Origin of the sequence: Citrobacter sp. wls706 (assembly GCF_005281305.1) — a bacterium.
Lineage (GTDB): Bacteria > Pseudomonadota > Gammaproteobacteria > Enterobacterales > Enterobacteriaceae > Citrobacter > Citrobacter werkmanii.
This window is the reverse complement of the sequence record NZ_SZXG01000030.1, coordinates 475,138-497,644: the sequence shown is the minus strand read 5'-3', so window position 1 is coordinate 497,644 and position 22,507 is coordinate 475,138. Positions and strand designations below refer to the sequence as shown.

The following is a 22,507-nucleotide window of genomic DNA, read 5'->3' as shown; positions in this document are numbered from 1 at the left end:
ATCAGAAAAGCGAAAACATCAGCGCGACGGGGAAGCTCATTGGCCAGGTCGCCCCGACTAATACCGCGCTGAGAAAGCGGATCCGCTTTTTATCGCGGGACAAAAACCAAGTGATGATTGCCGTGATAGCGGCCATCACTGCATAAAAGACCAACATTTTTTGGTACAGAGACATGTAAGCCATCCAGGCCAGAAGGTAAAATCGCGCGCAATATGCTCTTTTTCATGACTCACATCAAGTTTTATTAATTATTTTAAGAGAAACAGCGGTAAAACAACCCGTTTTCATTATGTTCAGATTTCGTACTATTGCGGATAGTTATAACCCGTACTATACCCATAGGGGTTAAAACGAAAGGTGGCACAAATGAATGTTTCCAGTAAAACTGTGGTGCTGATAAATATATTTGCTGCTGTAGGACTATTCAGTCTGATTTCCGCAAGGTTCGGCTGGTTTGCTTGATGTGAAACTTCTTGATTAATGGCAGCGTCCACTGGCAGAGAGGACTTCTCTCTGCCATTAGTCAACGATCTTCCCACCCTGCCTTCATCTGGTAAATTACCCTCAGGTTGTAATATCCCTAACCCTTCTGCGGCATTAATTACCTGTAAAGCGGGCCGGTGTGGTGCCAGTGTGCTGACGGAAAAATGCGATAAAAGCACTGTCACTGACAAATTCCAGATGTTGCGCCGCGTGGCTAATATGACTCCCGTTCGCCAGCATTTCCATGGCCTTTAACAGTCTAAATTGCTGCCGCCAGTTCTGATAATTCATCCCGGTATCTCTGATAAAGATCCGGCTGATTGTCCTCTCACACGCCCCAACCTGTTGGGACAACTGATTCAGTCGCGGTGGTAACGCGCCCATACGCAATTGCTCAAGCCATATGTCCAGCCGTGGATCTGAGGGAAATTGTAATGTCCAGTTTTCACTGCGCGCGGCCCGCAATTCCTGACAAAAAACGGTGATGAGGCTGGCCTGTTGCACCGCAGGCATATCCCATGACCAAAAGGCCATGCGTTCTATGACTTCGAAAAAAAGAGAATTAACCTCGACGATTTGCATTGGCAGATCGGATAACGGCAGCGAGGTTGAAAAGTACAAAGAACGATAAGCCATTACGCCACGCATGATGGCGCGATGAACCGTACCAGCCGGGATCCAGACCGCTCGGCGTGGCGGCAGCTGGCACAGGGCCTGCTCCAGCTCAATCGTGATGCTCCCCGCAGCCGAAAAAAGGAGCTGATGACGAAGGTGGCTATGGCGTCCTGAATCGTGTACGCCCATATCGGCGGCAATCCCGATTACCGGGTTATCAAAGCTATCCGCATCGAAAATTTCATCGGGGGCAATTTTCATTATCTGTCCGATTTTTGATATTTAAAGTCCTGCTAATAGTAATTAGACACACCCCTTTCAGCAATAATGCCCGCCTGTTTTCGGTCTCTACGGATATTGCTATGAATATTCTTCGTCGCCCGCCGCTGTGGCTCCTTACTCTACTGATTATGTTCCCACAACTGGTGGAAACCATTTACAGCCCGGCATTGCCTGGCATAGCCAGCGCTTTTCACATCAGCAGTGAACGTGCGGCTCAAACACTCTCCGTTTACTTTGTTGCCTTCGCCGTCGGTGTGACGATATGGGGCTGGCTGAGCGACAGTATCGGGCGACGGCGGGCGATGCTGGCAGGACTAATCTGCTACGGCACAGGTTGTGCATTGGCCGTTGTCGCCACCGATTTCAACATGTTGCTACTGGCGCGGATGGTGTCAGCCATCGGAGCGGCTGCCGGGTCAATCGTGGTACAGACCATGTTGAGGGACAGTTATGAATCAACCACGCTATCCCGCGTCTTTTCTGTGATGGGTGCCGCGCTGGCACTGAGTCCGGTTTTTGGCCTGCTAAGCGGAGGCTGGGTGGTAAGCTTCTATGGTCATGTTGGTGTATTCGTTGCCCTTGTTTTACTGGCGATATTACTGCTCATACTGACAGCAACCCTTTTGCCGGAAACAAGGCCAGAGAATACGGTCCGCCCACGGATGACGGTGCTCTTTCCCCGTATGGCGCGGGACGGTGAGCTGTGGAAAAATGCCATCCTGGTCGCGTTGTTAAATACCATGCTGTTTAGTTATTACAGCCTGGCGCCATTTCTTTTCGGGCAGTTGGGATGGAGTTCCAGAGCCTTTGGCTGGACAGGAGTGTTACTTGCGCTGGCTTCGCTGTCGGGGAGCCTGCTGAATCGGCGGCTGTTAACTACCGGTCTGACGCCGGAACAGTTGGTACGTCATGCTTGCGCGCTGGCCGTGTTGTCAGGTCTGGCGGCGTGGTGGCTACAGCATACTGCATGGATCCTGATACCGGTGTTTGGGGTGGTACTGGCCTATGGTATCGCCATTCCCAATGTATTGAGCCAGGCTCTGCGTCGATATCGTGAACAGGCCGGGGCCGCCGGTGCTTTGTTCGGGTTAAGCTATTACCTGTTACTGGGAATGATGCTGGGATTGGCTGGCATGGTGCAACAACTGGGGCTGGTGCTGAGCGTCTGTGCGCTACTAGCCTGGCTTTGCAGCTTGCGCCGCTAATAACCGGACGGTATACCTGAAAGCACAAAGCCCCGGCGTTAAACTGGGGCTTTGTCGTATCAATTAGCCTGACCTCGCGGATATTTCCAACTTACCGCCGTCCGATGGCGACGAGGCCAGTGGCGCGAATAGTATAGACACCCGTTTGCTGATTTTTAGCTATCCGTGCCGCATTAGGTATTCACGCTTAAAATGTTACTCATGCTTGATCATGACATGGCGAACAATCGTGTAATCCTCCAGTCCGTACACCGACATATCTTTGCCATAACCAGACTGTTTTTGCCCGCCGTGCGGCATCTCGCTGACCAGCGTAAAATGGGTATTGACCCAGGTGCAACCATATTGCAGACGAGAGCTGAACCGATGCGCGCGTCCGACGTCCCGGGTCCAGACGGAAGATGCCAGTCCGTATTTCGAATCATTCGCCCACGCCAGTACCTGGTCTTCATCATCAAATACGGTCACGCTGACCACCGGACCAAAAACTTCCCGCTGCACGATGGCATCTTCTTGCTTCGCCCCGGCCAGCAGCGTTGGGGCAAAGTAGTAGCCTGCACCATCCACTTTTTTACCACCGGTGATAACCTTGATATGCCCCAGGGCTTTGGCCTCATCGACCGCTTTGGCCACGCGATCAAGATGCGCCTGCGAACTTACCGGTCCCAGCTCCGTCGATTCGTCGTTCGGCGCGCCAATTTTCAGGCTGGCAACCGCCGCGCCAAGTTTCTCAACCAACGCGTCATAAATACCTTTCTGGGCATAGATTCGACAAGCGGCGGTACAGTCTTGTCCGGCGTTGTAATAACCAAAGGTTCGCACGCCGTTCACTACCGCATCCAGATCCGCATCATCAAAAATGATCACCGGGGCTTTGCCGCCCAGTTCCATATGTGTGCGCTTAATTGAAGACGCGGTATGCTGGATAATGTGTTCGCCAGTGGCAATAGAGCCGGTTAGCGAAACCATGCGGACTTTTTCATGTCCGGTCAGCGGATCCCCCACCGTTTTACCGCGACCAAACAGCACATTAACAACGCCTGCCGGATAAATATCTTTGGCAAACTCGGCCAGTTTAAGCGCCGTCAATGGGGTAATTTCCGACGGTTTAATCACCACGCAGTTCCCCGCCGCCAGCGCCGGAGCCAGTTTCCACGCCGCCATCATCAGCGGGTAGTTCCACGGCGCAATGGAGGCGACCACGCCCAGCGGATCCCGGCGAATCATTGACGTATGCCCTTCCAGATACTCTCCGGCGGCCTGGCCTTGCAGGGTGCGGGCCGCCCCGGCGAAGAAGCGGAAAACATCGACGATGGCCGGAATTTCATCGTTGAGCACACAGTGCAGCGGCTTACCGCAGTTGAGCGATTCCAGCTCAGCGAATGTTTGCGCGTTATCCGCGATAGCATCCGCCAGTTTCAGCAGTAACTCGGAACGCACTTTCGGTGTGGTTTGCCCCCAACTGGCAAATGCATGGTCGGCCGCACGGACCGCGGCATCAACCTGCATGGCTGAGGCCTCGGCAATCTCCAGAATCAGCTCACCAGTGGCAGGGTTATAGACTGGCTGCTTTTCACCTTCACCGTTGACCAGCTCGCCATTAATCAGTAATTGATGTTGCATAGCAATTTCCCATATCGTCGTTTATTTACCGTTTCCGGCGAGAGTGTCGCCTTCACGCGTTAGCCACCAGGCCCCTAAAATTGGCAGTGTAGTCACCAGCATTACCAGCAATGCCACAACGTTGGTGACAGGCACATCTCGTGGACGACCCAATTGATTGAGCAGCCACAAAGGAAGTGTTCTTTCATGTCCGGCAGTGAACGTTGTCACGATGATTTCATCAAATGACAAGGCAAACGCCAGCATCCCTCCTGCCAGCAGTGCCGATGCCAGGTTCGGCAGCACCACGTAACGAAAGGTTTGCCAGCCGTTGGCGCCAAGATCCATAGACGCTTCAACCAGACTCCATGAGGTACGGCGAAAACGCGCCACTACGTTGTTAAACACCACCACCACGCAAAACGTCGCATGCCCCACCACGATGGTGAGAAAACCCGGTTCCAGGTTGATGGTTTTAAACGCCGTCAACAGCGCCAGACCGGTGATGATCCCCGGTAACGCGATTGGCAACAGCAGCAACAGCGATATTGCACTCTTGCCAAAAAAGTCCCTACGCCACAGCGCGGCAGCGGCCAGCGTCCCCAGAACGAGAGCAATGGCCGTCGACAACGCAGCGATTTTAAGTGACAACGTCACTGATTCCAGAATATCGCTACGTTGTGCCGCAACGCTAAACCACTTCAGCGTTAACCCCTGCGGTGGAAAACTAAAAGCAGCCTCCTCAGTATTAAAAGCATAGGTGGCGATGATGAGGATGGGAAAGTGCAGGAAAATAACCCCGCCCCATGCCGCCAGTTTGAGTAACCAGGGTGCGCGTTCAGAGTGCATCGAAAGCTCCCAGACGCTTCACAAACGCCAGATACAGTGCGATTAACACAATCGGCACCAGAGTAAATGCCGCCGCCATCGGCATATTGCCGATCGCCCCTTGTTGCGAATACACCATGTTGCCGATGAAATACCCCGGCGGTCCCACCAGTTGCGGCACGATAAAGTCTCCCAACGTCAGAGAGAAGGTAAAGATCGATCCCGCCGCGATACCGGGTATTGCCAGCGGAAGGACCACATAGCGGAAGGTTTGACGAGGGCGTGCGCCCAAATCAGCGGAAGCCTGTAACAGTGACGGAGGAAGCCTCTCCAATGCGGCCTGTACCGGCAGGATCATAAACGGCAACCAGATGTAAACGAACACCAGAAAGCGCCCTAACCCTGAGGTCGACAACGTATTGCCGCCAACAGCAGGTAGCGTCAGGAACGAAAGCAGCAGCGGCTCCAGCCCAAGATGGGTTAAAAACCACTGCGCCACGCCGTCTTTCGCCAGCAGTAACGTCCACGCGTAGGCTTTAACAATGTAGCTGGCCCACATCGGCAGCATCACCGCAATGTAAAAAAAGGCTTTCATTTTGCCGCTGGTATAGCGCGCCATATACCACGCCATTGGAAACGCCAGAATCGCGCTGGCAATGGTGACCGCTATCGCCATCGTCAGGGTACGCAAAATGATGTCATAGTTGGCGGGATTAAACAGCGCCTGCAGATTCGCCAGCGTCAGGTCCGGCGTGACCGACATGGTGAAATCGTCGAAGGTATAAAAACCTTGCCACAACAGCGTCAGCAGTGAGCCAAAGTAGACAATGCCAAACCACATCAGCGGCCCGAGAAGCAGTAAAAACAGCCCCAGCCCCGGATTACGCCAGAAGAAACCGGAGATCTTGTTCAGATTTGTCGGTTGCGATGGCGAAGGTAAGACGTTCATAGCCATTCACCTCTCCTCAACCAGCGGCACCATCACGTCGCGTGACCACGATGCCATCACCTGCTGACCCGGCGACAGCGTTGAGGGCAGCATTTCTCCCGTCAGGTTCGCCTGGCTAACCAGCAACTTTTCACCGCCGGCGAGTTTCAGTTCAAACCGTGTCGCCGCGCCCTGGTACTGCACCGCCTGGATAACGCCCGGAGCCTGGACTTCTCCCCCAATATCATTCAGACGAATGTGTTCCGGACGCAGGGAAAACATCCCCTGTAGCCCGCAAACGTTCGCTGACATCGTGGCATCAAAGACATTGGACGTCCCGACGAAACTTGCCACAAACGGCGTACGCGGTCGCATGTACAGTTCACGCGGCGAGTCCACTTGTTCGATGCGACCGTTATTAAACACCGCCACACGATCAGACATCGACAGCGCTTCGCCCTGATCGTGAGTGACAAAAATGAAGGTGATACCGAGAGATTGCTGTAACTTCTTCAGCTCTAATTGCATCTGTTCGCGCAACTTAAGATCCAACGCCCCGAGCGGCTCATCCAACAGCAGGACACGTGGCTCATTAACCAAGGCCCTGGCAATCGCCACGCGCTGACGTTGTCCGCCGGAAAGCTGTGACGGTTTGCGCTCATGAACAAAACCGAGTGCGACCTTATCAAGCGCCTCACGGGCTTTGGCGTGACGCTGTTTTTTATCAATCCCTTTGACCATCAGCCCGTAAGCGACGTTGTCGAGGATCGACATATGTGGGAATAGCGCGTAATCCTGAAATACCGTATTGACGTCCCGCTCCCAGGGCGGCAATTCGCTGGCTTGTTTTCCAAAAATGGTGATTGCGCCGCCTGAAAGCTGCTCGAACCCGGCAATCAGGCGCAGACAGGTGGTCTTGCCGGAGCCGGATGGCCCCAGCATAGAAAAAAACTCCCCGTCGTTAATCGCAATACTCACTCCATCAACTGCACGAACATCCCCGTACAGACGCGAGACGTTATGAAACTCTACTGCGTACGTCATAAAACCCCCAGCGGAATTAACGACCGCCCATAATGGCGATGTAATCCTGCGTCCAGCGACTGTAAGGAACGAATTTGCCACCTTCCGCCATTGGCGTTTTCCAGAAGGCGATTTTGTCAAAGTAGCTATAGCCGTTGGTTTCACAGCCCTTTTCACCCAACAGCGGGCTGGCTTTACATCCTTCAGGCACCACTGGCAGAGAACCAAACCAGGCGGCTACGTCGCCCTGTACTTTCGGGGTTAATGACCAGTTCATCCATTTGTAAGCGCACACCGGGTGTTTCGCTGCACTATGCAGCATGGTGGTGTCAGCCCAACCGGTAACCCCTTCTTTTGGGAATACCGTGGCAACAGGCTGACCTTCTGCTTTCAGGGCGTTAGCCTGATAAGGCCAGGCGCTGGATGCCACCACGCCTTCGTTTTTGAAGTCACTCATTTGCACAGTGGTATCGTGCCAATAGCGATGGATTAGCGCATGCTGATCGCTCAGGACTTTTATAACCGCCTGATACTGCTGTTCGGTGAGTTGGTAGGGATCGGTGATGCCTAATTGCGGCTGGGTGGCTTTAACGAATAACGCGGCATCGGCGATATAGATCGGGCCATCGTAGGCCTGCACGCGTCCTTTATTGCTTTTTCCATCCTCAAGTTTTTGCTCAACAAACACCACGTTCCAGCTATCTGGCGGTGTTGGGAAAGTTTTGGTGTTATACATCAGCAAGTTTGGTCCCCACTGATACGGGGTGCCATATACTTTTCCGCCAACGTTAAACCACTCGCCTTTCACCACGCGTGGATCGATACTTTTCCAGTTTGGGATCAGCGCAGTGTTAATCGGCTGCACGCGTTTACCCATAATCAGACGCAGTGAAGCGTCACCGGACGCGGTCACCAGGTCGTAGCCGCCTTTTGCCATCAGGCTGACCATCTCATCAGATGTGGCCGCCGTTTTAACATTGACCGCGCAGCCGGTATCTTTCTCAAACTGCGAGACCCAGTCATATTGTTTATCGGTTTGTCCGCGCTCGATATAACCCGGCCAGGCAATAATATCCAGGCGGCCTTCCGGTTTATCTAATGATGTAGGGGGTTCGGCTGCCTGTGCAGTCATCAGCGTCATACTGAGCGCACACAGGCTACTGAGGGCAAATTGCTTGCTCATAACATCTTACTCCTGTCGAAAAAATATTGAGCGGCAGCCTTGCCGTAAATATATGTCCTTTCCTAAAAATAGTCGGGGTGTGCTAAGCGTTCCTGCTGGCGCAAGGAAATTTAATCAGGTTGTGAGCTAACGCTCATTACGCTACTGATTCTGACCGGGTGTTTTAATCTTCTGGAGTATAGACAAGGAGTTAGGCGTAGAGGTGGCAATAGTAAGAACTATTGATTTTTTGTATGGTAGCACCCGATATAAATAACATCAGGGTTCGGTATTCTCTATTTCGAAAATAAGAACGCACTATTCTTTTATATTGAATAGCGCGTTAGATTTTATTTCATCATTTCGCGAATTAATTTTCCAAGCTGTTTCACCGCCAGTTCCTCGCGTTCTCCCCAGTGCCATGCGGTATTAAAGCGAAAGAAACGTGTCCAGCTTCCCGAGGTTGAGAACATTTTCCCCGGCGCAATGCTGATGTGGTGCGCCAACGCTTGCGTACTGAGCTCTCCCGCATCCAGCGGTTCCGGCAGTTCGAGCCACAGAAAATAGCCGCTGTCGTTGTGGTGAATTTTGACCTCCGCCGGAAGATGGCGCAGTAGCGTTTGCCAGGCCTGCTGTTTGCGTTCTGCAAGTTGACGGCGTAAACGGCGCAGATGCGCGTCATAGCGTCGGGTTGACAAATAGTCCACGAGAGCAAGCTGCATGGGGGAACTGGTGGATAAGGTGCTCATTAGCTGGAGTCGCTGAATGCGCCGGGCATGTTTCCCTGCCGCCACCCAGCCAATACGAAATCCGGGCACCAGGCATTTTGAGAATGATGAACAATGCAGAACGCTATCGCTGCGATCCCAGGCTTTGGCGGGGAGCGGTTTTTCTCGACCAAAGTACAGTTCGCTATAAACATCATCTTCAATCAGCATCACATGATATTTCTCCAGTAATGCGACCAGATGCGCTTTTTTCTCTGCGCTGAGCGTAAATCCCAGCGGATTTTGGCTGTTGGTCATCAACCAACACGCTTTTACCGGATACTCCTGCAATGCCTGCTCGAGCGCGGTAAGATCGATCCCTTCTTTAACATCAGTGGCAACAGACAGCGCCTTCAGACGTAATCGCTCCAGTGCCTGCAATGCGCCATAAAAACAGGGGTTTTCGACAATTACCCAGTCACCCGGCTCGGTGACCGCCTGCAGGCTCAGGTTGAGGGCTTCTAGCGCACCGGTGGTGATCACAATTTCGTCAGGTGAAATAGTCATCCCCTGTTGGGCATAGCGGCGGGCGATGGCATGGCGCAGCTCTTGATTCCCCGGCGGCAAGTTTTCGATCACGCTCATCGCCGTGGCCGTTTTACTCACCTGCGCCAGCGAGCGGTTTAACTGCTGGAGGGGGAACAGACGCGGGTCAGGGAACGCAGAGGCAAATGGCATCACCGACGCATCCCGACTGGCCTGTAGCATATCAAAAATGTAGGTGTTGATATCCACCGCTTCGTCGCGCATCACCTGCGCTGGCGGCGCTGCCAGCTCGCGTTCGGGACGTGCGGCAACATAGTAACCCGACTGTGGCCGGGCAATAATCCGGCCCTGGCTTTCCAGCAACTGATAGGCATGGCCAACGGTCATAAAACTCATCCCGCTGCTGACCACCTGCTCACGCAAAGAAGGCAGACGATCGCCGGGTTGCCATACGCCAGACGCGATTTGCTCGCGAATTTGCTCTGCCAGTCGCTGGTACTTTTTCATGTTTCGTCCTGATTACCGGTGTTGGTGACAACCACTGTGTATATCAGTTTACATAATCAAGACATTTTTTATAACTGTTATGACCAAAATTTGATTAGATTTCATAACGGTTAGATTTTTTATGAAAGGTGCGCAGCGATCACTTTAAAGCTCAAACTCTGATTTCTCACTGAGCTTTTTCTCAAAGGCTGTTCGCAACTTATTGGTCACAGCATCAAAATCATTAAGTATTTCTGTATCATTAAAGCAGACCTGAGCGGTTCCATCGGTTAGCGTTTTGATAGCATCATTGATACTTTTAGAAGACAAATTAAAATACTTCCCTCTCTTTAGGGGGTTTTGTGGGTTAAACGTTCCTTTAGCCAGTTGCCAGTAACGGAATAAATATTGCGTTAAGCACAAAGGCTCTCTGAATTTCTTGCTGATCGTTTCTCTCAGCAGTTTTTCTTCTACCTGCCATATCTCATTAAATGTGCTTTTCAAAAATGGCTGTGGAATATGTCGGCTGTAAAAGCCTTCAAAAAACTTCTCTTTTCTGTTAGAAAAATTTTTCAATAGTCGTCTTTTGTAACACATGTTGTAATATTTACTCTTATTCTCTCGCATTGTAACATGTTTACTAAAGTGGCTATTTAAGATGCTGACATTGAGAAAATCTGATGAACTCATGATAAGGTCATCTTTATTGGTTGGTGGATTTCTCTTTAAAATCAGAAAGTCATTAGGTTTACCGTGATCAAAGTAGAAGTTTTCGCTCAGCGGTGCCGTGATGAAAGTGTCATCATTAAATAACACAAACTTATCACTCAAATCATTAATTTTGTGAATATTAAGTTCTATCGCATTTGAGTTGAAGGTCGGCAGATACTTACTTTCGATGAACTGCTCATGAAAAACGATATTTAATTTCTTATGATGAACATTAAGCCATGCAGGAATTTGTCCGCATGTAACTAAATGTATCTTCCTGACCCATGGTGCATATTTTTCAACACATCTGAACCAATAATTAAAGATACCCATATCCCTGAACCGTGCCGGGTGTATAGCACCCTCATCGTGGTAACACGCGGCTTTATGTTGGGAAAAACTATCCTGCCAGGCTAAATCACTTGAGTCAACCCACAAAACGACAAAGTCGATTCCGCTCATTTTATTGTTCCAATGAATTATTTGCGGCGAATATAACAAAGTGCTAATTCACTTTTTGAACTAATCAAGGCATCAACATTGAAGGTCCCTGCTTTTGTGAAAACCATAGCAATAGTGCAACTGTTATGGTTAAAAAGAACTGTTCTGTTTCTGCCCTCTATTGCTTCCCAGGCTTAGAATTGCGCCAAATCAATTTTGCCTGCGGAGTTAAGCATGTTCGGTCTTGACGCGTTTCACCTGGCGAGGATCCAGTTCGCGTTTACGGTATCCTTCCACATTATCTTTCCGGCCATTACAATCGGGCTCGCCAGTTATCTGGCAGTGCTCGAAGGACTATGGTTAAAAACGAAAAATCCCACCTGGCGCTCGCTATATCATTTCTGGTCCAAAATATTCGCCGTAAACTTTGGTATGGGCGTGGTTTCCGGGCTGGTGATGGCCTATCAATTCGGCACCAACTGGAGCGGTTTTTCCGAGTTCGCCGGGAGCATCACCGGACCGCTACTGACCTATGAAGTGTTAACCGCCTTTTTCCTCGAAGCGGGTTTCCTTGGAGTAATGCTGTTCGGCTGGAATCGCGTGGGCCCTGGCCTGCACTTCTTCGCGACCTGTATGGTTGCACTGGGTACCATTATTTCTACCTTCTGGATCCTCGCCTCCAACAGCTGGATGCAGACGCCGCAAGGCTATGAAATCGTTAATGGGCAGGTTGTTCCCGTCGACTGGTTCGCCGTTATCTTCAATCCCTCATTCCCTTATCGTTTGCTGCATATGTCTGTAGCCGCCTTCCTCAGCAGCGCGTTATTTGTGGCGGCTTCTGCGGCGTGGCATTTGCTGCGCGGAAACAATACGCCAGCTATTCGCGCTATGTTTTCGATGGCGCTGTGGATGACATTAATCGTCGCCCCGTTACAGGCATTGATTGGTGATATGCACGGTTTGAATACGCTGAAACACCAGCCGGCAAAAATTGCGGCGATTGAAGGACATTGGGAAAATCCGCCCGGTGAACCTACTCCGCTATTGCTGTTCGGTTGGCCGGATATGGAACAGGAGCGTACCCGCTATGGACTGGAGATCCCGGCGCTGGGCAGTCTGATCCTGACCCACAGCCTGGATAAACAAGTCCCGGCCCTAAAAGAGTTTCCTAAAGAAGATCGACCCAACTCAACCATGGTGTTCTGGTCGTTTCGCATTATGGCAGGGCTAGGCATGCTGATGATCCTGCTGGGCGCGATCGCCCTGCGGCTACGTTACAAGCAGCGGCTATACACCTCACGTCCTTTCCTGCGTTTTGCATTATGGATGGGTCCCTCCGGTCTGATTGCCATACTGGCTGGCTGGGTAACCACTGAAGTTGGCCGTCAACCGTGGGTGGTCTACGGTCTGCAACGTACCGCAGATGCAGTATCCGCGCATGGCGATCTACATATGAGCATCAGCTTGCTGTCATTCTTTGTGGTGTACAGCTCAGTGTTTGGCGTCGGTTACAGCTATATGATTCGCCTGATCCGTAAAGGGCCACAGGAAGATGATCCGTCAACGCCGCCATCCGGCACGCCTGCACGACCGCTTTCTGCTGCAGTTCTTGATTCTCAACCGGAGGCTCACCGCTAATGGGTATCGATTTATCAGTTATCTGGTTTGTCATTATCGTGTTCGCCACGTTGATGTACATCGTGATGGATGGTTTCGATCTCGGTATCGGCATTTTGTTTCCTGCAATTCAGGATGCTGATGACCGTGATGTGATGGTGAATAGCGTCGCCCCCGTATGGGACGGCAACGAAACGTGGCTGGTACTGGGCGGGGCCGGATTATTCGGCGCTTTCCCCCTGGCCTATGCAGTGATTGTCGATGCGCTGACAATCCCGCTAACCCTGATGCTGCTCGGCCTGATTTTTCGCGGCGTCGCTTTTGAGTTTCGCTTTAATGCCACGCCAGCACATCGACCATTCTGGGATAAAGCTTTTCTCGGCGGCTCAATTCTGGCGACATTCACTCAGGGCATCGTGGTAGGTGCCGTGCTTAACGGATTCTCTGTAACCGGACGCAGCTACAGCGGCGGTCCTTTAGACTGGCTGACCCCGTTCACGCTGTTCTGTGGTGTTGGGCTGGTCGTGGCCTACGCCCTGTTGGGAGCAACATGGCTGGTGATGAAAAGCGAAAATCCGTTGCAGGATAAAATGCGCCGCGTGGCCAAAAAACTGCTGCTGGCGATGCTGGTTGTTATCGCCATTATCAGCCTGTGGACGCCGCTGGCGCACAGTGCGATTGCCGAGCGCTGGTTTAGCCTGCCCAACCTGTGGTTCCTGATGCCGGTTCCGCTGCTGGTGCTGTTGATCAGTATGTGGCTGTGGCGCTCACTGGACCAACAACACAGCCATGCACTACCGTTTATTTTGACGTTGGGATTGATCTTCCTTGGGTTCAGCGGTCTGGGGATCAGCATATGGCCGCATATTATTCCGCCGTCCATTACGCTCTGGCAGGCAGCAGCGCCAGCGCAAAGCCAAGGCTTTATGTTGGTTGGCGCCCTACTGATTATCCCGATAATCCTGGTATATACCTCCTGGAGCTACTACGTTTTCCGCGGCAAAGTTCAACATGGTGAGGGGTATCATTGATGCAACAATCAATCTGGAAACGCCTGATGTGGCTAGTGATCCTCTGGGGTGGCAGCGTGCTGGCCCTGGCCGCCGTCGGTATGTTCTTTCGTTTACTGATGACGGCTGCTGGCTTTAAGTCCTGAGACTCTCCCTGAAAACAACCGGGCAGCGCGATGCTTCCCGGTTGTAACAAATCCCAACGTTAACCAAACAAAAATGCAAAAAACATCTCACTGGCAAAACAGAGATTGCCATTTCACCGATTAAAATATTGAATAGTCACTAGGTGAAATTATCGCCACTTCCGTTGCTAACGTACCAGAGGGTGCAAGATGTTTAAGAAAGGATTAACGGTGTTATTGCTGGCCAGCGCGCTTTTTTCAGGTCAACTTCTCGCAACCAATCAGGGGCATGAATATCTTCAGGTGCAGAATGCCGATCACGTATTACGGCACACCGCCGACAGCGATGAGCTACGCGTGACGGCGGAAGAATCCGCCGCCGATCTTCGCGAACATCATTACTGGCAAAAATCACGCAAACCCGATACTCACCAGGGTTAAGGTTTGCGCTTCGGCAATGTTTTCATCAGATCTTCAGGACTGACGGAAGCGACGATGCTGCCCGGCAATGGCATCTTCAGAATGTGATGTTTCATCTTGCCGATTACATGCATTTCGCACGGTCGGCAATCAAATTTCAGCGTCAGAACTTCATCGCCGTTTACCAGTTGCATCGGTGTGGCTTTCCAGCTCTTGATGTTTCCTTTCGCCTGTTTCGGGCACAGGTTAAACGCAAAACGCAGGCAATGTTTGGTGATCATCACCGGCACATCGCCCTTTTCTTCGTGCGCTTCATAGGCCGCGTCAATCAACTGAACGCCATAACGGTGATAAAACTCACGCGCTTTATGGTTGTAGACGTTTGCCAGGAAGCTCAGATGAGTTTGTGGATACACCGGCGCAGGCTGTGAAACCGGTTTGCGACTGCCGCGCTGATAGTTTTGCAAACGCGCCGCATCCAGCATATCGACAGCTTCACGTCGCAGTTGATTGAGTTGACCGTTTGGCACAAACAGCGCCCCCGGCAGATTAACCTGAATATCGCGGGCGTAATAAAGCGTTTGTCCAAGTTTGGCCAGACCATCCTGCAGATTGCTCAACGCTTTTTCTGCATTGTTCGCTTCGTCAAAGTGACCGTCCAGCGTATGAGTAACGCTCACCCCCTCTTCACTGGTGAGCGTCAGGATCAACTGCTCCTGCCAGCCACCCAGCTCAATATCAACCGCGATACGACGTTCGCTGGAGGTTTTGGTTAACGCCTGCTGCCAGTTATGATCGAGATTACGGTTCAGCGGATGATGCGGACGCACTTTGTGCAAATCGGCTGGCATTTCATTCGGCCACACCCGATATCGATTGTGCCCCGTTTTTTCAACGGTATTGGCACGGAAACCAACCACCTCACGCTTGATTAACACGTTCAGACCATCGCCGTTCGCCAGCGGCTCGGTGACCTCAACATCCAGATGATCTTTCGCGACCTTCAGGACTTCACCAACCGGCAGACCAATGAATTTTGGCGAGTCAAACGCGCCGATATCGCCCTTACGCGCATTGACAAAATAATCGGTGCTACCGCGATGGAAGGTTTTTTCCGTGGAGGGGGTAAAGAAATGTTCGGTGCGTCCGGCTGATGAACGGGCAAGGTCGCCGCGCTCTTCAATGATGGCGTCGAGCATCTGACGATAATGCGCGGTAATATTCTTCACATAGCTCATGTCTTTGTAGCGCCCTTCGATTTTGAAAGAGCGCACGCCTGCATCAATCAACGCGCCCAGGTTGGCGGTCTGATCGTTATCTTTCATCGACAGCAGGTGTTTTTCATAGGACACCACGCGCCCCTGATCGTCTTTCAAGGTATACGGCAGACGGCAAGCCTGGGAGCAGTCGCCGCGGTTAGCGCTACGTCCGGTTTGCGCATGTGAAATATAACACTGACCTGAATAGGCAACGCACAACGCACCGTGAATGAAAAATTCAATGGTCGCGTCCGTGGCCTGGTGGATGGCGTTAATTTGCTCAAGGCTCAGTTCCCGCGCCAGGACAATCTGGGTAAATCCGACATCAGACAGAAACTTCGCCTTCTCGACGCTGCGAATATCACACTGCGTGCTGGCATGCAGCTCAATGGGGGGAATATCCAGCTCCAGAATCCCCATATCCTGCACAATCAGAGCATCAACACCGGTCTGGTACAGATCGGTAATTAATCGCTGTGCGGGCTCCAGTTCATCATCGTGCAAAATCGTATTCAGCGTCACAAAGATTTTCGCCCCGAAGCGATGGGCAAAAGGCACCAGTTCGGCGATATCTTTCAGGCTGTTGCTGGCGTTATGACGCGCGCCAAATCCCGGTCCGCCAATGTAAACGGCGTCTGCGCCGTGCAGAATGGCTTCGCGCGCAATGGCGGTATCCCGAGCCGGACTTAACAATTCAAGGTGATGAGGTTGCTGGCGCATACAGTTGTTACCATCCACAAGCGGTAAAAATGGCGGCTATTGTAGTCACAAGCGCGGCATTTCGGAATAGTTTTCCCGATCAACTGCGCGGGTAATGGATCAGCGAATGAAAGTGAACCGTTTGTTCACCGCTGTTACGGTAACTATGGGCCGTATCGCCGGCAAAACGGACACCTTCACCGGCTTTAATGGTACGCCATAGACCATCAATGCACATATCCAGCAGTCCACTAATCACCACTACGTGCTCTATAACACCGCTTTCGTGTGGCGTGGATTCACTAAGCGCGCCGGGCGCCAGCAGTATCGAAAAGTGATCGAAACACAACTGAGGATCCCATGGGAACAGCGGCGTGACGACCATCGCCTGGTGTTGGGGATCGAAAGACGGCGTGCCGTCTGACTCAGGAGGCGAAATAAACGTTGAAAATGGGACATTCAGCCCGGTGGCGATTTTCCACAATGTCGCCACTGTAGGGCTGGATTCATTGCGCTCAATTTGCCCCAGCATCGCTTTTGACACGCCGGTTTCCTCCGCCAGACGCGAGAGACTCCATTCCCGCTGGTGGCGCAGCGTTCTGAGCGTCGTCGCCAGATAGTGAGTTAAGTTATCCATGTTTCTCCTCCTTCGACCTTCCTTCTCAAGGCTACAGCTTAGCACTTGTACGCTATAACGCACAGTGCTACAGTGACTGACCGTTATAACGCACACGGAGTTGCTATGCGCACATTTTCAATCCCTCTGCCTACCGTGCTATCAGGTTTTGTCGCGGTGCTGGTCGGTTATGCCAGTTCGGCAGCCATTATCTGGCAAGCGGCGCTGGCCGCAGGTGCGACGACAGGGCAAATTGCGGGTTGGATGACCGCGCTGGGAATAGCGATGGGTGTTAGTACGCTGGCGCTGACATTATGGTATCGCGCCCCTGTTCTCACTGCATGGTCAACGCCCGGCGCCGCACTGCTGGTTACGGGCCTGCAAGGGGTAACGATTCAGGACGCGATCGGTATTTTCATCGTGGCTAACGCCTTAATTGTGCTGTGCGGCGTAACCGGACTCTTTGCCCGACTGATGAAAATAATCCCTCACTCACTGGCGTCAGCCATGCTGGCCGGGATCCTGCTACGCTTTGGCCTGCAGGCGTTCAATAGCCTTAACAGTGAGCTTATCTTGTGCGGTAGCATGCTGGTGGCATGGTTAGCGTTTAAAGTCATTGCCTCACGGTATGCGACGATCGCCGCGATGCTGGTAGGTATAATCATCGCGCTGATAAAAGGTGACATTGTCACTAATGAGATAAGTTTATCTCCAGTGTTACCCGAGTTTATTGCCCCGCATTTTTCATTTGCCCACAGCATTAGCATCGCACTGCCGCTGTTTCTGGTCACCATGGCCTCGCAAAATGCTCCCGGTATCGCCACCATGAAGGCGTCAGGTTATGCGTTACCCGTTTCACCGTTGATTGTCTTTACCGGTCTGCTGGCGCTGCTGTTTTCCCCTTTTGGTGTCTATTCCATTTGCATTGCCGCTATAACCGCGGCAATTTGCCAAAGTCCCGAAGCGCATCCTGATGCCAAACGACGTTGGCTAGCCGCGGCGGCGGCGGGTGTCTTCTATCTTCTGGCTGGGGTGTTTGGCGGTTCGGTCACCGGGCTGATGGCAGCCTTGCCCGTAAGCTGGATCCAAATGCTGGCGGGTTTGGCGTTGCTTGGCACGATTAGCGGCAGCTTGTACCAGGCATTGCATCATGAAGCCGAGCGTGATGCGGCTATCATTACTTTTCTGGTCACTGCCAGTGGCCTGACGCTATGGGGAGTTGGGTCTGCATTTTGGGGGCTGATCGCCGGAGGTATGTGTTACGCGGTGTTTACTTTATTTCGCCGCACGTAACTGCGTTGGCGTTTTACCCGTCACCTGCTTAAACCGGTTGCTGAAATGGCTCGCCGAACTGAACCCGCAAGCCATCGCAATATCCGACAAACTGCGGGAAGAATGACAGACCAGATGCTGGGCTAATACCATACGTCGTTGCATAACGTACTGATGCGGCGCCATATTCATTGACTGGCGAAACATTCTGGCAAAGTGGAATTCACTCAGCGCCGCCTCGCTTGCCAAATCGCTCAGGGTGATGGGGTACGCCAGATGCGCTTCTATGTAGGCCAGCACGTTGCGCAATGTGGCAGGCGCAAGTCCCCCGGTGACAGCGGGCAACTGCCATTGGACGTTGCTGTAATGCTGAATCAGATGCGTGAGCAGTAGCGAAGACGCGGCGCTGAGCGTGAGATGATTGGCCGGTTGTTGCCAGTCATTCCCGAGTAAAAACTGACGATAAACCGCTGTTATCCCCGGATCGCTACCAAACGTATGCTCATCCAGCGTGAAGCTATAAGGGCTTTTGTCCCAGACTTTTTCACCCACTTCGCGCAAATGGCCGTCCGTACAATAGAGATGCACAAAGGAAAGATCGTCGCGGATATCCCAACTGGATTCGCTCTCTTTCGGCATCAGGCAAAAACGGTCCGGCCCACCGCCATTCTTCCAGCCGCTGGCCGTCTTGTGGTAACTCTCGTAACCATCGGCGATGTATAAGCTAAGGGTATGGTGATCGCAATACTGGGTAATAGTATCACGCTTATTTGACCAGGCCGCCAGTTGGATCCCTGAATGTAACGCAACCGACTCGTGCAGCACGGCATTGTGTTTGCGTAAGTTTTCAAAGGCAGCGTAGGGCTGAGACAGAGACATACCATCACATTCAAAATAAGTTAGCAGGCTTTCAGTCTATATCAGCTACATATTGTTAACAGCTTCCTTTTCACATTTGCGCGAAAAAAAGCGCAAGATTTTGCAAGTCCACCGCAATCGGATGAAAGCCCCCTGCTACCCAACGTGACACAGTGTGCGCCTGAAGACCAAAAAGAGAGAGTTGTATGAACGCACTATTGTACTGCCTGGTGGTAGTGATTTGGGGAACGACATGGATTGCCATTTATCTGCAGCAAGGGCCGGTTTCAGCGCCGGTATCTATCTTTTGGCGCTTTGCCGTTGCCAGCTCGGTAATGATAATAATCCTGTTGGTTAGCGGTAAATTACGCAAACTATCTGGTCGTGACCATCTGTTTTGTCTGTTACAAGGCGGATGCGTTTTTTGCTTTAACTTTTGGTGTTTTTATACGGCTGCGGCGTGGATTAACACGGGCCTTGAATCGGTGATTTTCTCGATGGCCGTCCTGTTCAATGCGGTCAATAGCTTTCTGTTTTTCGGCCAAAAACCGCCGATGCGCTTTTATATTGCCGCCGGTCTCGGTCTGACCGGCATTGTCACCCTGTTCTGGCAGGACTTGCTCAACAGTGGGTTCAACCATTCACTTCTGCTGGGCATCGGCTTAAGCGCTCTGGGAACCTTTGGTTTTTCATTGGGCAACATGATAAGTCTGCGCCACCAGAAAAAAGGGCTGGAAGTATTGACCACCAATAGCTGGGCCATGTTGTACGGCACGTTGCTGATCGCCGCTATTGCGCTGGTGCGTGGCGATGACTTCACTCCGCAGTGGACTTTCAGCTATCTTAGCGCACTGCTGTACCTGGCTATTTTTGGTTCGGTGATTGCCTTTGGCGCCTATTTCACACTGGTCGGTCGTATTGGTCCCAGTAAGGCCGCATACAGTACGCTGCTTTTTCCTCTGGTCGCACTGACGCTGTCAACATTGTATGAAGGGTATATCTGGCAGGTAAATGCGATTGTGGGATTAGTATTGATTTTGCTGGGGAATCTGGTGATGTTTGCCCGACCAGAAGCGCTGATGGGTAAACTCGTATATCGTCGCCGGGCGGCATAAAAAAACGCACCATCCTTAGATGGTGCGTTCATCATTATTATTGTGTTTTTTTGTTCACGTCAAACATGGAAGCATCAGTCGCCATGTCATCAACAACTTTCTTCAACGTTTCGAACGCCATCGGCGTGCTTTCGTTGTTCAGATCTTTACCTTCACCCTTACGTACAACCTTAACAACCGGTTTATTGGTCGCCGCATCAATCAACTCACCCTCGAAGTAGAGGTTGGTATCCATGGTACGGTGACCCGTTGCCATTTGCGTTCCCGCAACCAGCAGCGCAACCGGGATCACTTCGTAGAACTGCAGCCCTTCTTTACTGGTCGCTACACCGGTAATTGCCCCGCGGAAAATCAGGCTACGTGGCCCAGGGGTAGTCACCAGGGGTTTACGTTTACTGATTGCGGATTTCAACTGTGTATTGGTGTAGGTCAGTAGTTGATCAAGAACCTTCTGCCCTACCTGCGTAGTAGGTTTAGGAACCGGATAATACGTTACCGGGTTATATACAATGTTGTCATATTTGGATTCGTTGTAGTTCGGGTCAACCCAACGGAGTACCGTTTGTCCGGTTGCCGATTTTGTTTCCTTCAGATCAGAGTAATTTTTTAAAAACCCAGAATATTTATCCGGTTCGGTTACTTTTGACGCACAGCCGGATAATGCCAACAAGCCAGTAAGCACTGCAACTTTAAATAAAGTATGAGTACGCATGAAACGATCCCTTTAGTTTTCGCAATGATGCCTAAAAAGAATAGCAAAACAGATTCATTTTGGATGCACTAAAAATGGTAAGGACCGCACAATTTTATCTTTGCGCTCAACATAAAAAATGCTGAACGCAGAGAGAGTTAACCCAGACAGGAGGTTCAGGCAGTTTTGCGTGCCAGCATAGTGGCAAAGCGCAGTTTAATGCGATTACCGTTTTCATCCGTACGATGAAGTTCACCCACGTCTTCGTTGTATTTCAGCAGATCCCACCCGCTGTAATAGTTGCGTAATTCACCCGCTTTAAAGGCAAACGGAAAACCAACAGTGCACGGGAAATCATCAGTGTCCATTGCCGCAACGATTAAATTATATCCGCCTGGCTTCGTGCAGCGCTGCATATTCTCTATCAGTCCTGGGATAGTTTTAGCCTCAAGGAACATCAGCACAACGGTAGAAAGAATAAAATCATATTCGCCATCAAAGCGTAAGGCGTTAAGATCTGCGACCTGCGCATGCAGGTTGGTCAGTCCTTCCGCCGCTTTAATACGCTCAAGGTTCGCTATGCTCATGGGGTTTTTATCCCATGCGGTAACGTCATAGCCGTTTGCCGCAAGGTACAGACTGTTACGACCATTACCGCAGCCCAGATCTAATGTTTTACCTGGCGCGACCACTTTTGCCGCTTCAACAACATCGGAATGCGTACGGGTTAAATCGTATTTCTCAGTAAAGTAGTTTTCGTCGCAATGAGTCATCATTTATCCTCAGATTTCAGTAATGCAGCACGTTCTGTGCGGATAAGCAGCTTTCCCTGCATCAGCAAAGCAAGCGTACGTATCAGTAATAATGCAATGATAAAATTGGTAAAAATAAACAGTGGGATAGACAGCGTATGAAAAAATCCTGATTCGCTGCCGTGTCCGAGATGCAGGCCCGTCGTCGCCAGGGCCGACACGCCAAACGAGAAGCTCCAGAACGAGGCATTAAATGGTTGAGACAGATACCATGGCATGAGACGTAGCATAAACAGAAGCTGCAGCAGACCATAGCCGAACAGCATTTTGGCTAACGTATCGCCCTCTCCGCCGTTGACGCTAAGCCAGGCGCTACAGGCGACCAGCGCGGGCGCCAGTTGAATGCCAAGCGAAGTCCGTAAGACCGATGGCAGCTCCCCGCAGCTACGTAAACGTTGCAGGATCACCGGTTCCAGGCTGAGCCAGGAAAAAACCCCGGCCCCCAAAAACACCAATCCGGCATCATTGAAACCAAGTGCACCACAGGCCATTGCGCTGATAAAGTTATTGGCGACGGTCGGCAGATACAGACCCGGCGTGGTGGCCTCCTCTGGATGCGCTCCACGCCATAATCCTGCCGTTTGCCAGGCCGCGTACGCCAGTTGTATCACCACGCCAATGCCGAATAACCCGATCGCCAGCGGTCGATACCAGGGAACAAAACCAATTGCTACCAGCATGGTTGTGGCCGGAAACAGACTGACAAAGCTACTCATCACCGGGTGACGAATTTCAGCCAGTACGCTGTGCGGGAAGTGCAGCAAGCGATACATAAAAGCCAGCGTCAGCAGCCCCCAAATGACCATCGCCAGGATCACTAACCCATCGCCAATCCAGTGGCTCACCGGCCATATCTGGCTGGCATAACGCCAGGCGAATCCCATCCCGATTGTCCCCAGTACCATGCCAAAATAACCGGCCGGAAGATTGAGAACCCGTTCACTCTGTTTGCTCTTACTCATTTTGTTTATTTTTTAAAGTATATTTGAAATG

General features: G+C 51.5%; 23 protein-coding genes. 8 read left to right on the top strand and 15 right to left on the bottom strand.

The features are described from left to right. Nucleotide 1 precedes the first annotated feature (1 nt). Entirely contained in the window at nucleotides 2-175 is a 174-nt protein-coding gene (locus FDW92_RS10345) for a GhoT/OrtT family toxin (RefSeq protein WP_016153148.1), read from the bottom strand. Nucleotides 176-367: 192 nt separating this feature from the next. Here FDW92_RS10345 and yncL point away from each other — a divergent pair, with 192 nt between their 5' ends. Next, nucleotides 368-463, top strand: a complete 96-nt coding sequence (gene yncL / locus FDW92_RS10340; protein ID WP_071524268.1) for a stress response membrane protein YncL — start codon at nucleotides 368-370, stop codon at nucleotides 461-463. 135 nt (nucleotides 464-598) lie between these two features. On the opposite strand, the gene FDW92_RS10335 is transcribed toward yncL, so the two are convergent. After that, nucleotides 599-1,360: a helix-turn-helix transcriptional regulator gene (locus tag FDW92_RS10335; RefSeq protein ID WP_042308283.1), complete on the bottom strand. Its 762-nt coding sequence runs from the start codon at nucleotides 1,358-1,360 to the stop codon at nucleotides 599-601. Between the two features lie 101 nt (nucleotides 1,361-1,461). Here FDW92_RS10335 and FDW92_RS10330 point away from each other — a divergent pair, with 101 nt between their 5' ends. Next, nucleotides 1,462-2,586 carry a multidrug effflux MFS transporter gene (locus tag FDW92_RS10330; RefSeq protein WP_042308281.1) on the top strand — a complete coding sequence of 375 codons (1,125 nt, stop codon included), beginning with the start codon at nucleotides 1,462-1,464 and terminating at the stop codon, nucleotides 2,584-2,586. Between the two features lie 195 nt (nucleotides 2,587-2,781). On the opposite strand, the gene patD is transcribed toward FDW92_RS10330, so the two are convergent. From patD to FDW92_RS10290, 7 genes are all read right to left on the bottom strand, one after another. Continuing rightward, complete coding sequence (patD, locus tag FDW92_RS10325) at nucleotides 2,782-4,209, bottom strand: aminobutyraldehyde dehydrogenase (RefSeq protein ID WP_042308279.1); 1,428 nt, start codon at nucleotides 4,207-4,209, stop codon at nucleotides 2,782-2,784. Between the two features lie 21 nt (nucleotides 4,210-4,230). Then, nucleotides 4,231-5,037 carry an ABC transporter permease gene (locus FDW92_RS10320; RefSeq protein ID WP_003020204.1) on the bottom strand — a complete coding sequence of 269 codons (807 nt, stop codon included), beginning with the start codon at nucleotides 5,035-5,037 and terminating at the stop codon, nucleotides 4,231-4,233. Then, nucleotides 5,027-5,971 carry an ABC transporter permease gene (locus tag FDW92_RS10315; RefSeq protein ID WP_061381299.1) on the bottom strand — a complete coding sequence of 315 codons (945 nt, stop codon included), beginning with the start codon at nucleotides 5,969-5,971 and terminating at the stop codon, nucleotides 5,027-5,029. The genes FDW92_RS10320 and FDW92_RS10315 overlap by 11 nt, the downstream gene beginning before the upstream one ends. Then, nucleotides 5,972-6,988 carry an ABC transporter ATP-binding protein gene (locus tag FDW92_RS10310; protein ID WP_042308276.1) on the bottom strand — a complete coding sequence of 339 codons (1,017 nt, stop codon included), beginning with the start codon at nucleotides 6,986-6,988 and terminating at the stop codon, nucleotides 5,972-5,974. Nucleotides 6,989-7,004: 16 nt separating this feature from the next. Further along, nucleotides 7,005-8,150 (bottom strand): putative ABC transporter substrate-binding protein YdcS, encoded by a 1,146-nt coding sequence (ydcS, locus tag FDW92_RS10305; RefSeq protein WP_042308274.1) that lies wholly within the window; start codon nucleotides 8,148-8,150, stop codon nucleotides 7,005-7,007. Nucleotides 8,151-8,479: 329 nt separating this feature from the next. Continuing rightward, on the bottom strand, nucleotides 8,480-9,889 hold the full coding sequence (locus FDW92_RS10300; RefSeq protein ID WP_042308272.1) for a PLP-dependent aminotransferase family protein: 1,410 nt from the start codon (nucleotides 9,887-9,889) through the stop codon (nucleotides 8,480-8,482). Nucleotides 9,890-10,033: 144 nt separating this feature from the next. Further along, nucleotides 10,034-11,041, bottom strand: a complete 1,008-nt coding sequence (locus FDW92_RS10290; protein WP_042308268.1) for a capsular biosynthesis protein — start codon at nucleotides 11,039-11,041, stop codon at nucleotides 10,034-10,036. Nucleotides 11,042-11,254: 213 nt separating this feature from the next. Between FDW92_RS10290 and FDW92_RS10285 the strand changes: the two genes are divergently transcribed. The 4 genes from FDW92_RS10285 (at nucleotide 11,255) to FDW92_RS10270 (ending at nucleotide 14,213) form a co-directional block, all read left to right on the top strand. Continuing rightward, on the top strand, nucleotides 11,255-12,658 hold the full coding sequence (locus tag FDW92_RS10285; RefSeq protein WP_042308267.1) for a cytochrome ubiquinol oxidase subunit I: 1,404 nt from the start codon (nucleotides 11,255-11,257) through the stop codon (nucleotides 12,656-12,658). Continuing rightward, the gene (gene cydB / locus FDW92_RS10280; protein ID WP_042308266.1) at nucleotides 12,658-13,668 is read left to right on the top strand and encodes a cytochrome d ubiquinol oxidase subunit II; all 1,011 of its coding nucleotides are present in this window, start codon (nucleotides 12,658-12,660) and stop codon (nucleotides 13,666-13,668) included. The genes FDW92_RS10285 and cydB overlap by 1 nt, the downstream gene beginning before the upstream one ends. Then, the gene (locus FDW92_RS10275) at nucleotides 13,668-13,793 is read left to right on the top strand and encodes a DUF2474 domain-containing protein (RefSeq protein ID WP_064507023.1); all 126 of its coding nucleotides are present in this window, start codon (nucleotides 13,668-13,670) and stop codon (nucleotides 13,791-13,793) included. Before cydB ends, FDW92_RS10275 begins: the two co-directional genes overlap by 1 nt. A 189-nt stretch (nucleotides 13,794-13,982) precedes the next feature. After that, entirely contained in the window at nucleotides 13,983-14,213 is a 231-nt protein-coding gene (locus FDW92_RS10270) for a DUF2554 family protein (RefSeq protein WP_042308265.1), read from the top strand. Here FDW92_RS10270 and FDW92_RS10265 read toward each other — a convergent pair. Next, nucleotides 14,210-16,171, bottom strand: coding sequence for a U32 family peptidase (locus tag FDW92_RS10265; RefSeq protein ID WP_042308264.1), 1,962 nt, complete (start codon nucleotides 16,169-16,171; stop codon nucleotides 14,210-14,212). The genes FDW92_RS10270 and FDW92_RS10265 overlap by 4 nt on opposite strands. Before the next feature lie 79 nt (nucleotides 16,172-16,250). Next, nucleotides 16,251-16,787 (bottom strand): XRE family transcriptional regulator, encoded by a 537-nt coding sequence (locus FDW92_RS10260; RefSeq protein WP_042308263.1) that lies wholly within the window; start codon nucleotides 16,785-16,787, stop codon nucleotides 16,251-16,253. Nucleotides 16,788-16,892: 105 nt separating this feature from the next. On the opposite strand from FDW92_RS10260, the gene FDW92_RS10255 reads away from it, so the two are divergent. Next, nucleotides 16,893-18,059 carry a benzoate/H(+) symporter BenE family transporter gene (locus FDW92_RS10255; RefSeq protein WP_042308262.1) on the top strand — a complete coding sequence of 389 codons (1,167 nt, stop codon included), beginning with the start codon at nucleotides 16,893-16,895 and terminating at the stop codon, nucleotides 18,057-18,059. Here the strand turns inward: FDW92_RS10255 and FDW92_RS10250 are convergent. After that, a complete protein-coding gene (locus FDW92_RS10250) occupies nucleotides 18,042-18,911 on the bottom strand; it encodes a helix-turn-helix domain-containing protein (RefSeq protein WP_042308527.1) in 870 nt (289 codons plus the stop codon). The genes FDW92_RS10255 and FDW92_RS10250 overlap by 18 nt on opposite strands. Nucleotides 18,912-19,102: 191 nt before the next feature. On the opposite strand from FDW92_RS10250, the gene FDW92_RS10245 reads away from it, so the two are divergent. After that, a complete protein-coding gene (locus FDW92_RS10245; RefSeq protein ID WP_042308260.1) occupies nucleotides 19,103-20,011 on the top strand; it encodes a DMT family transporter in 909 nt (302 codons plus the stop codon). 37 nt (nucleotides 20,012-20,048) lie between these two features. Here FDW92_RS10245 and FDW92_RS10240 read toward each other — a convergent pair whose 3' ends face one another. From FDW92_RS10240 to tehA, 3 genes are all read right to left on the bottom strand, one after another. Next, nucleotides 20,049-20,723 carry a DUF3313 domain-containing protein gene (locus FDW92_RS10240; RefSeq protein WP_038640757.1) on the bottom strand — a complete coding sequence of 225 codons (675 nt, stop codon included), beginning with the start codon at nucleotides 20,721-20,723 and terminating at the stop codon, nucleotides 20,049-20,051. Between the two features lie 155 nt (nucleotides 20,724-20,878). After that, on the bottom strand, nucleotides 20,879-21,475 hold the full coding sequence (tehB, locus tag FDW92_RS10235) for a tellurite resistance methyltransferase TehB (protein ID WP_042308258.1): 597 nt from the start codon (nucleotides 21,473-21,475) through the stop codon (nucleotides 20,879-20,881). Further along, nucleotides 21,475-22,476, bottom strand: a complete 1,002-nt coding sequence (gene tehA / locus FDW92_RS10230) for a dicarboxylate transporter/tellurite-resistance protein TehA (RefSeq protein WP_042308256.1) — start codon at nucleotides 22,474-22,476, stop codon at nucleotides 21,475-21,477. Before tehA ends, tehB begins: the two co-directional genes overlap by 1 nt. Between the last annotated feature and the right edge of the window lie 31 nt (nucleotides 22,477-22,507).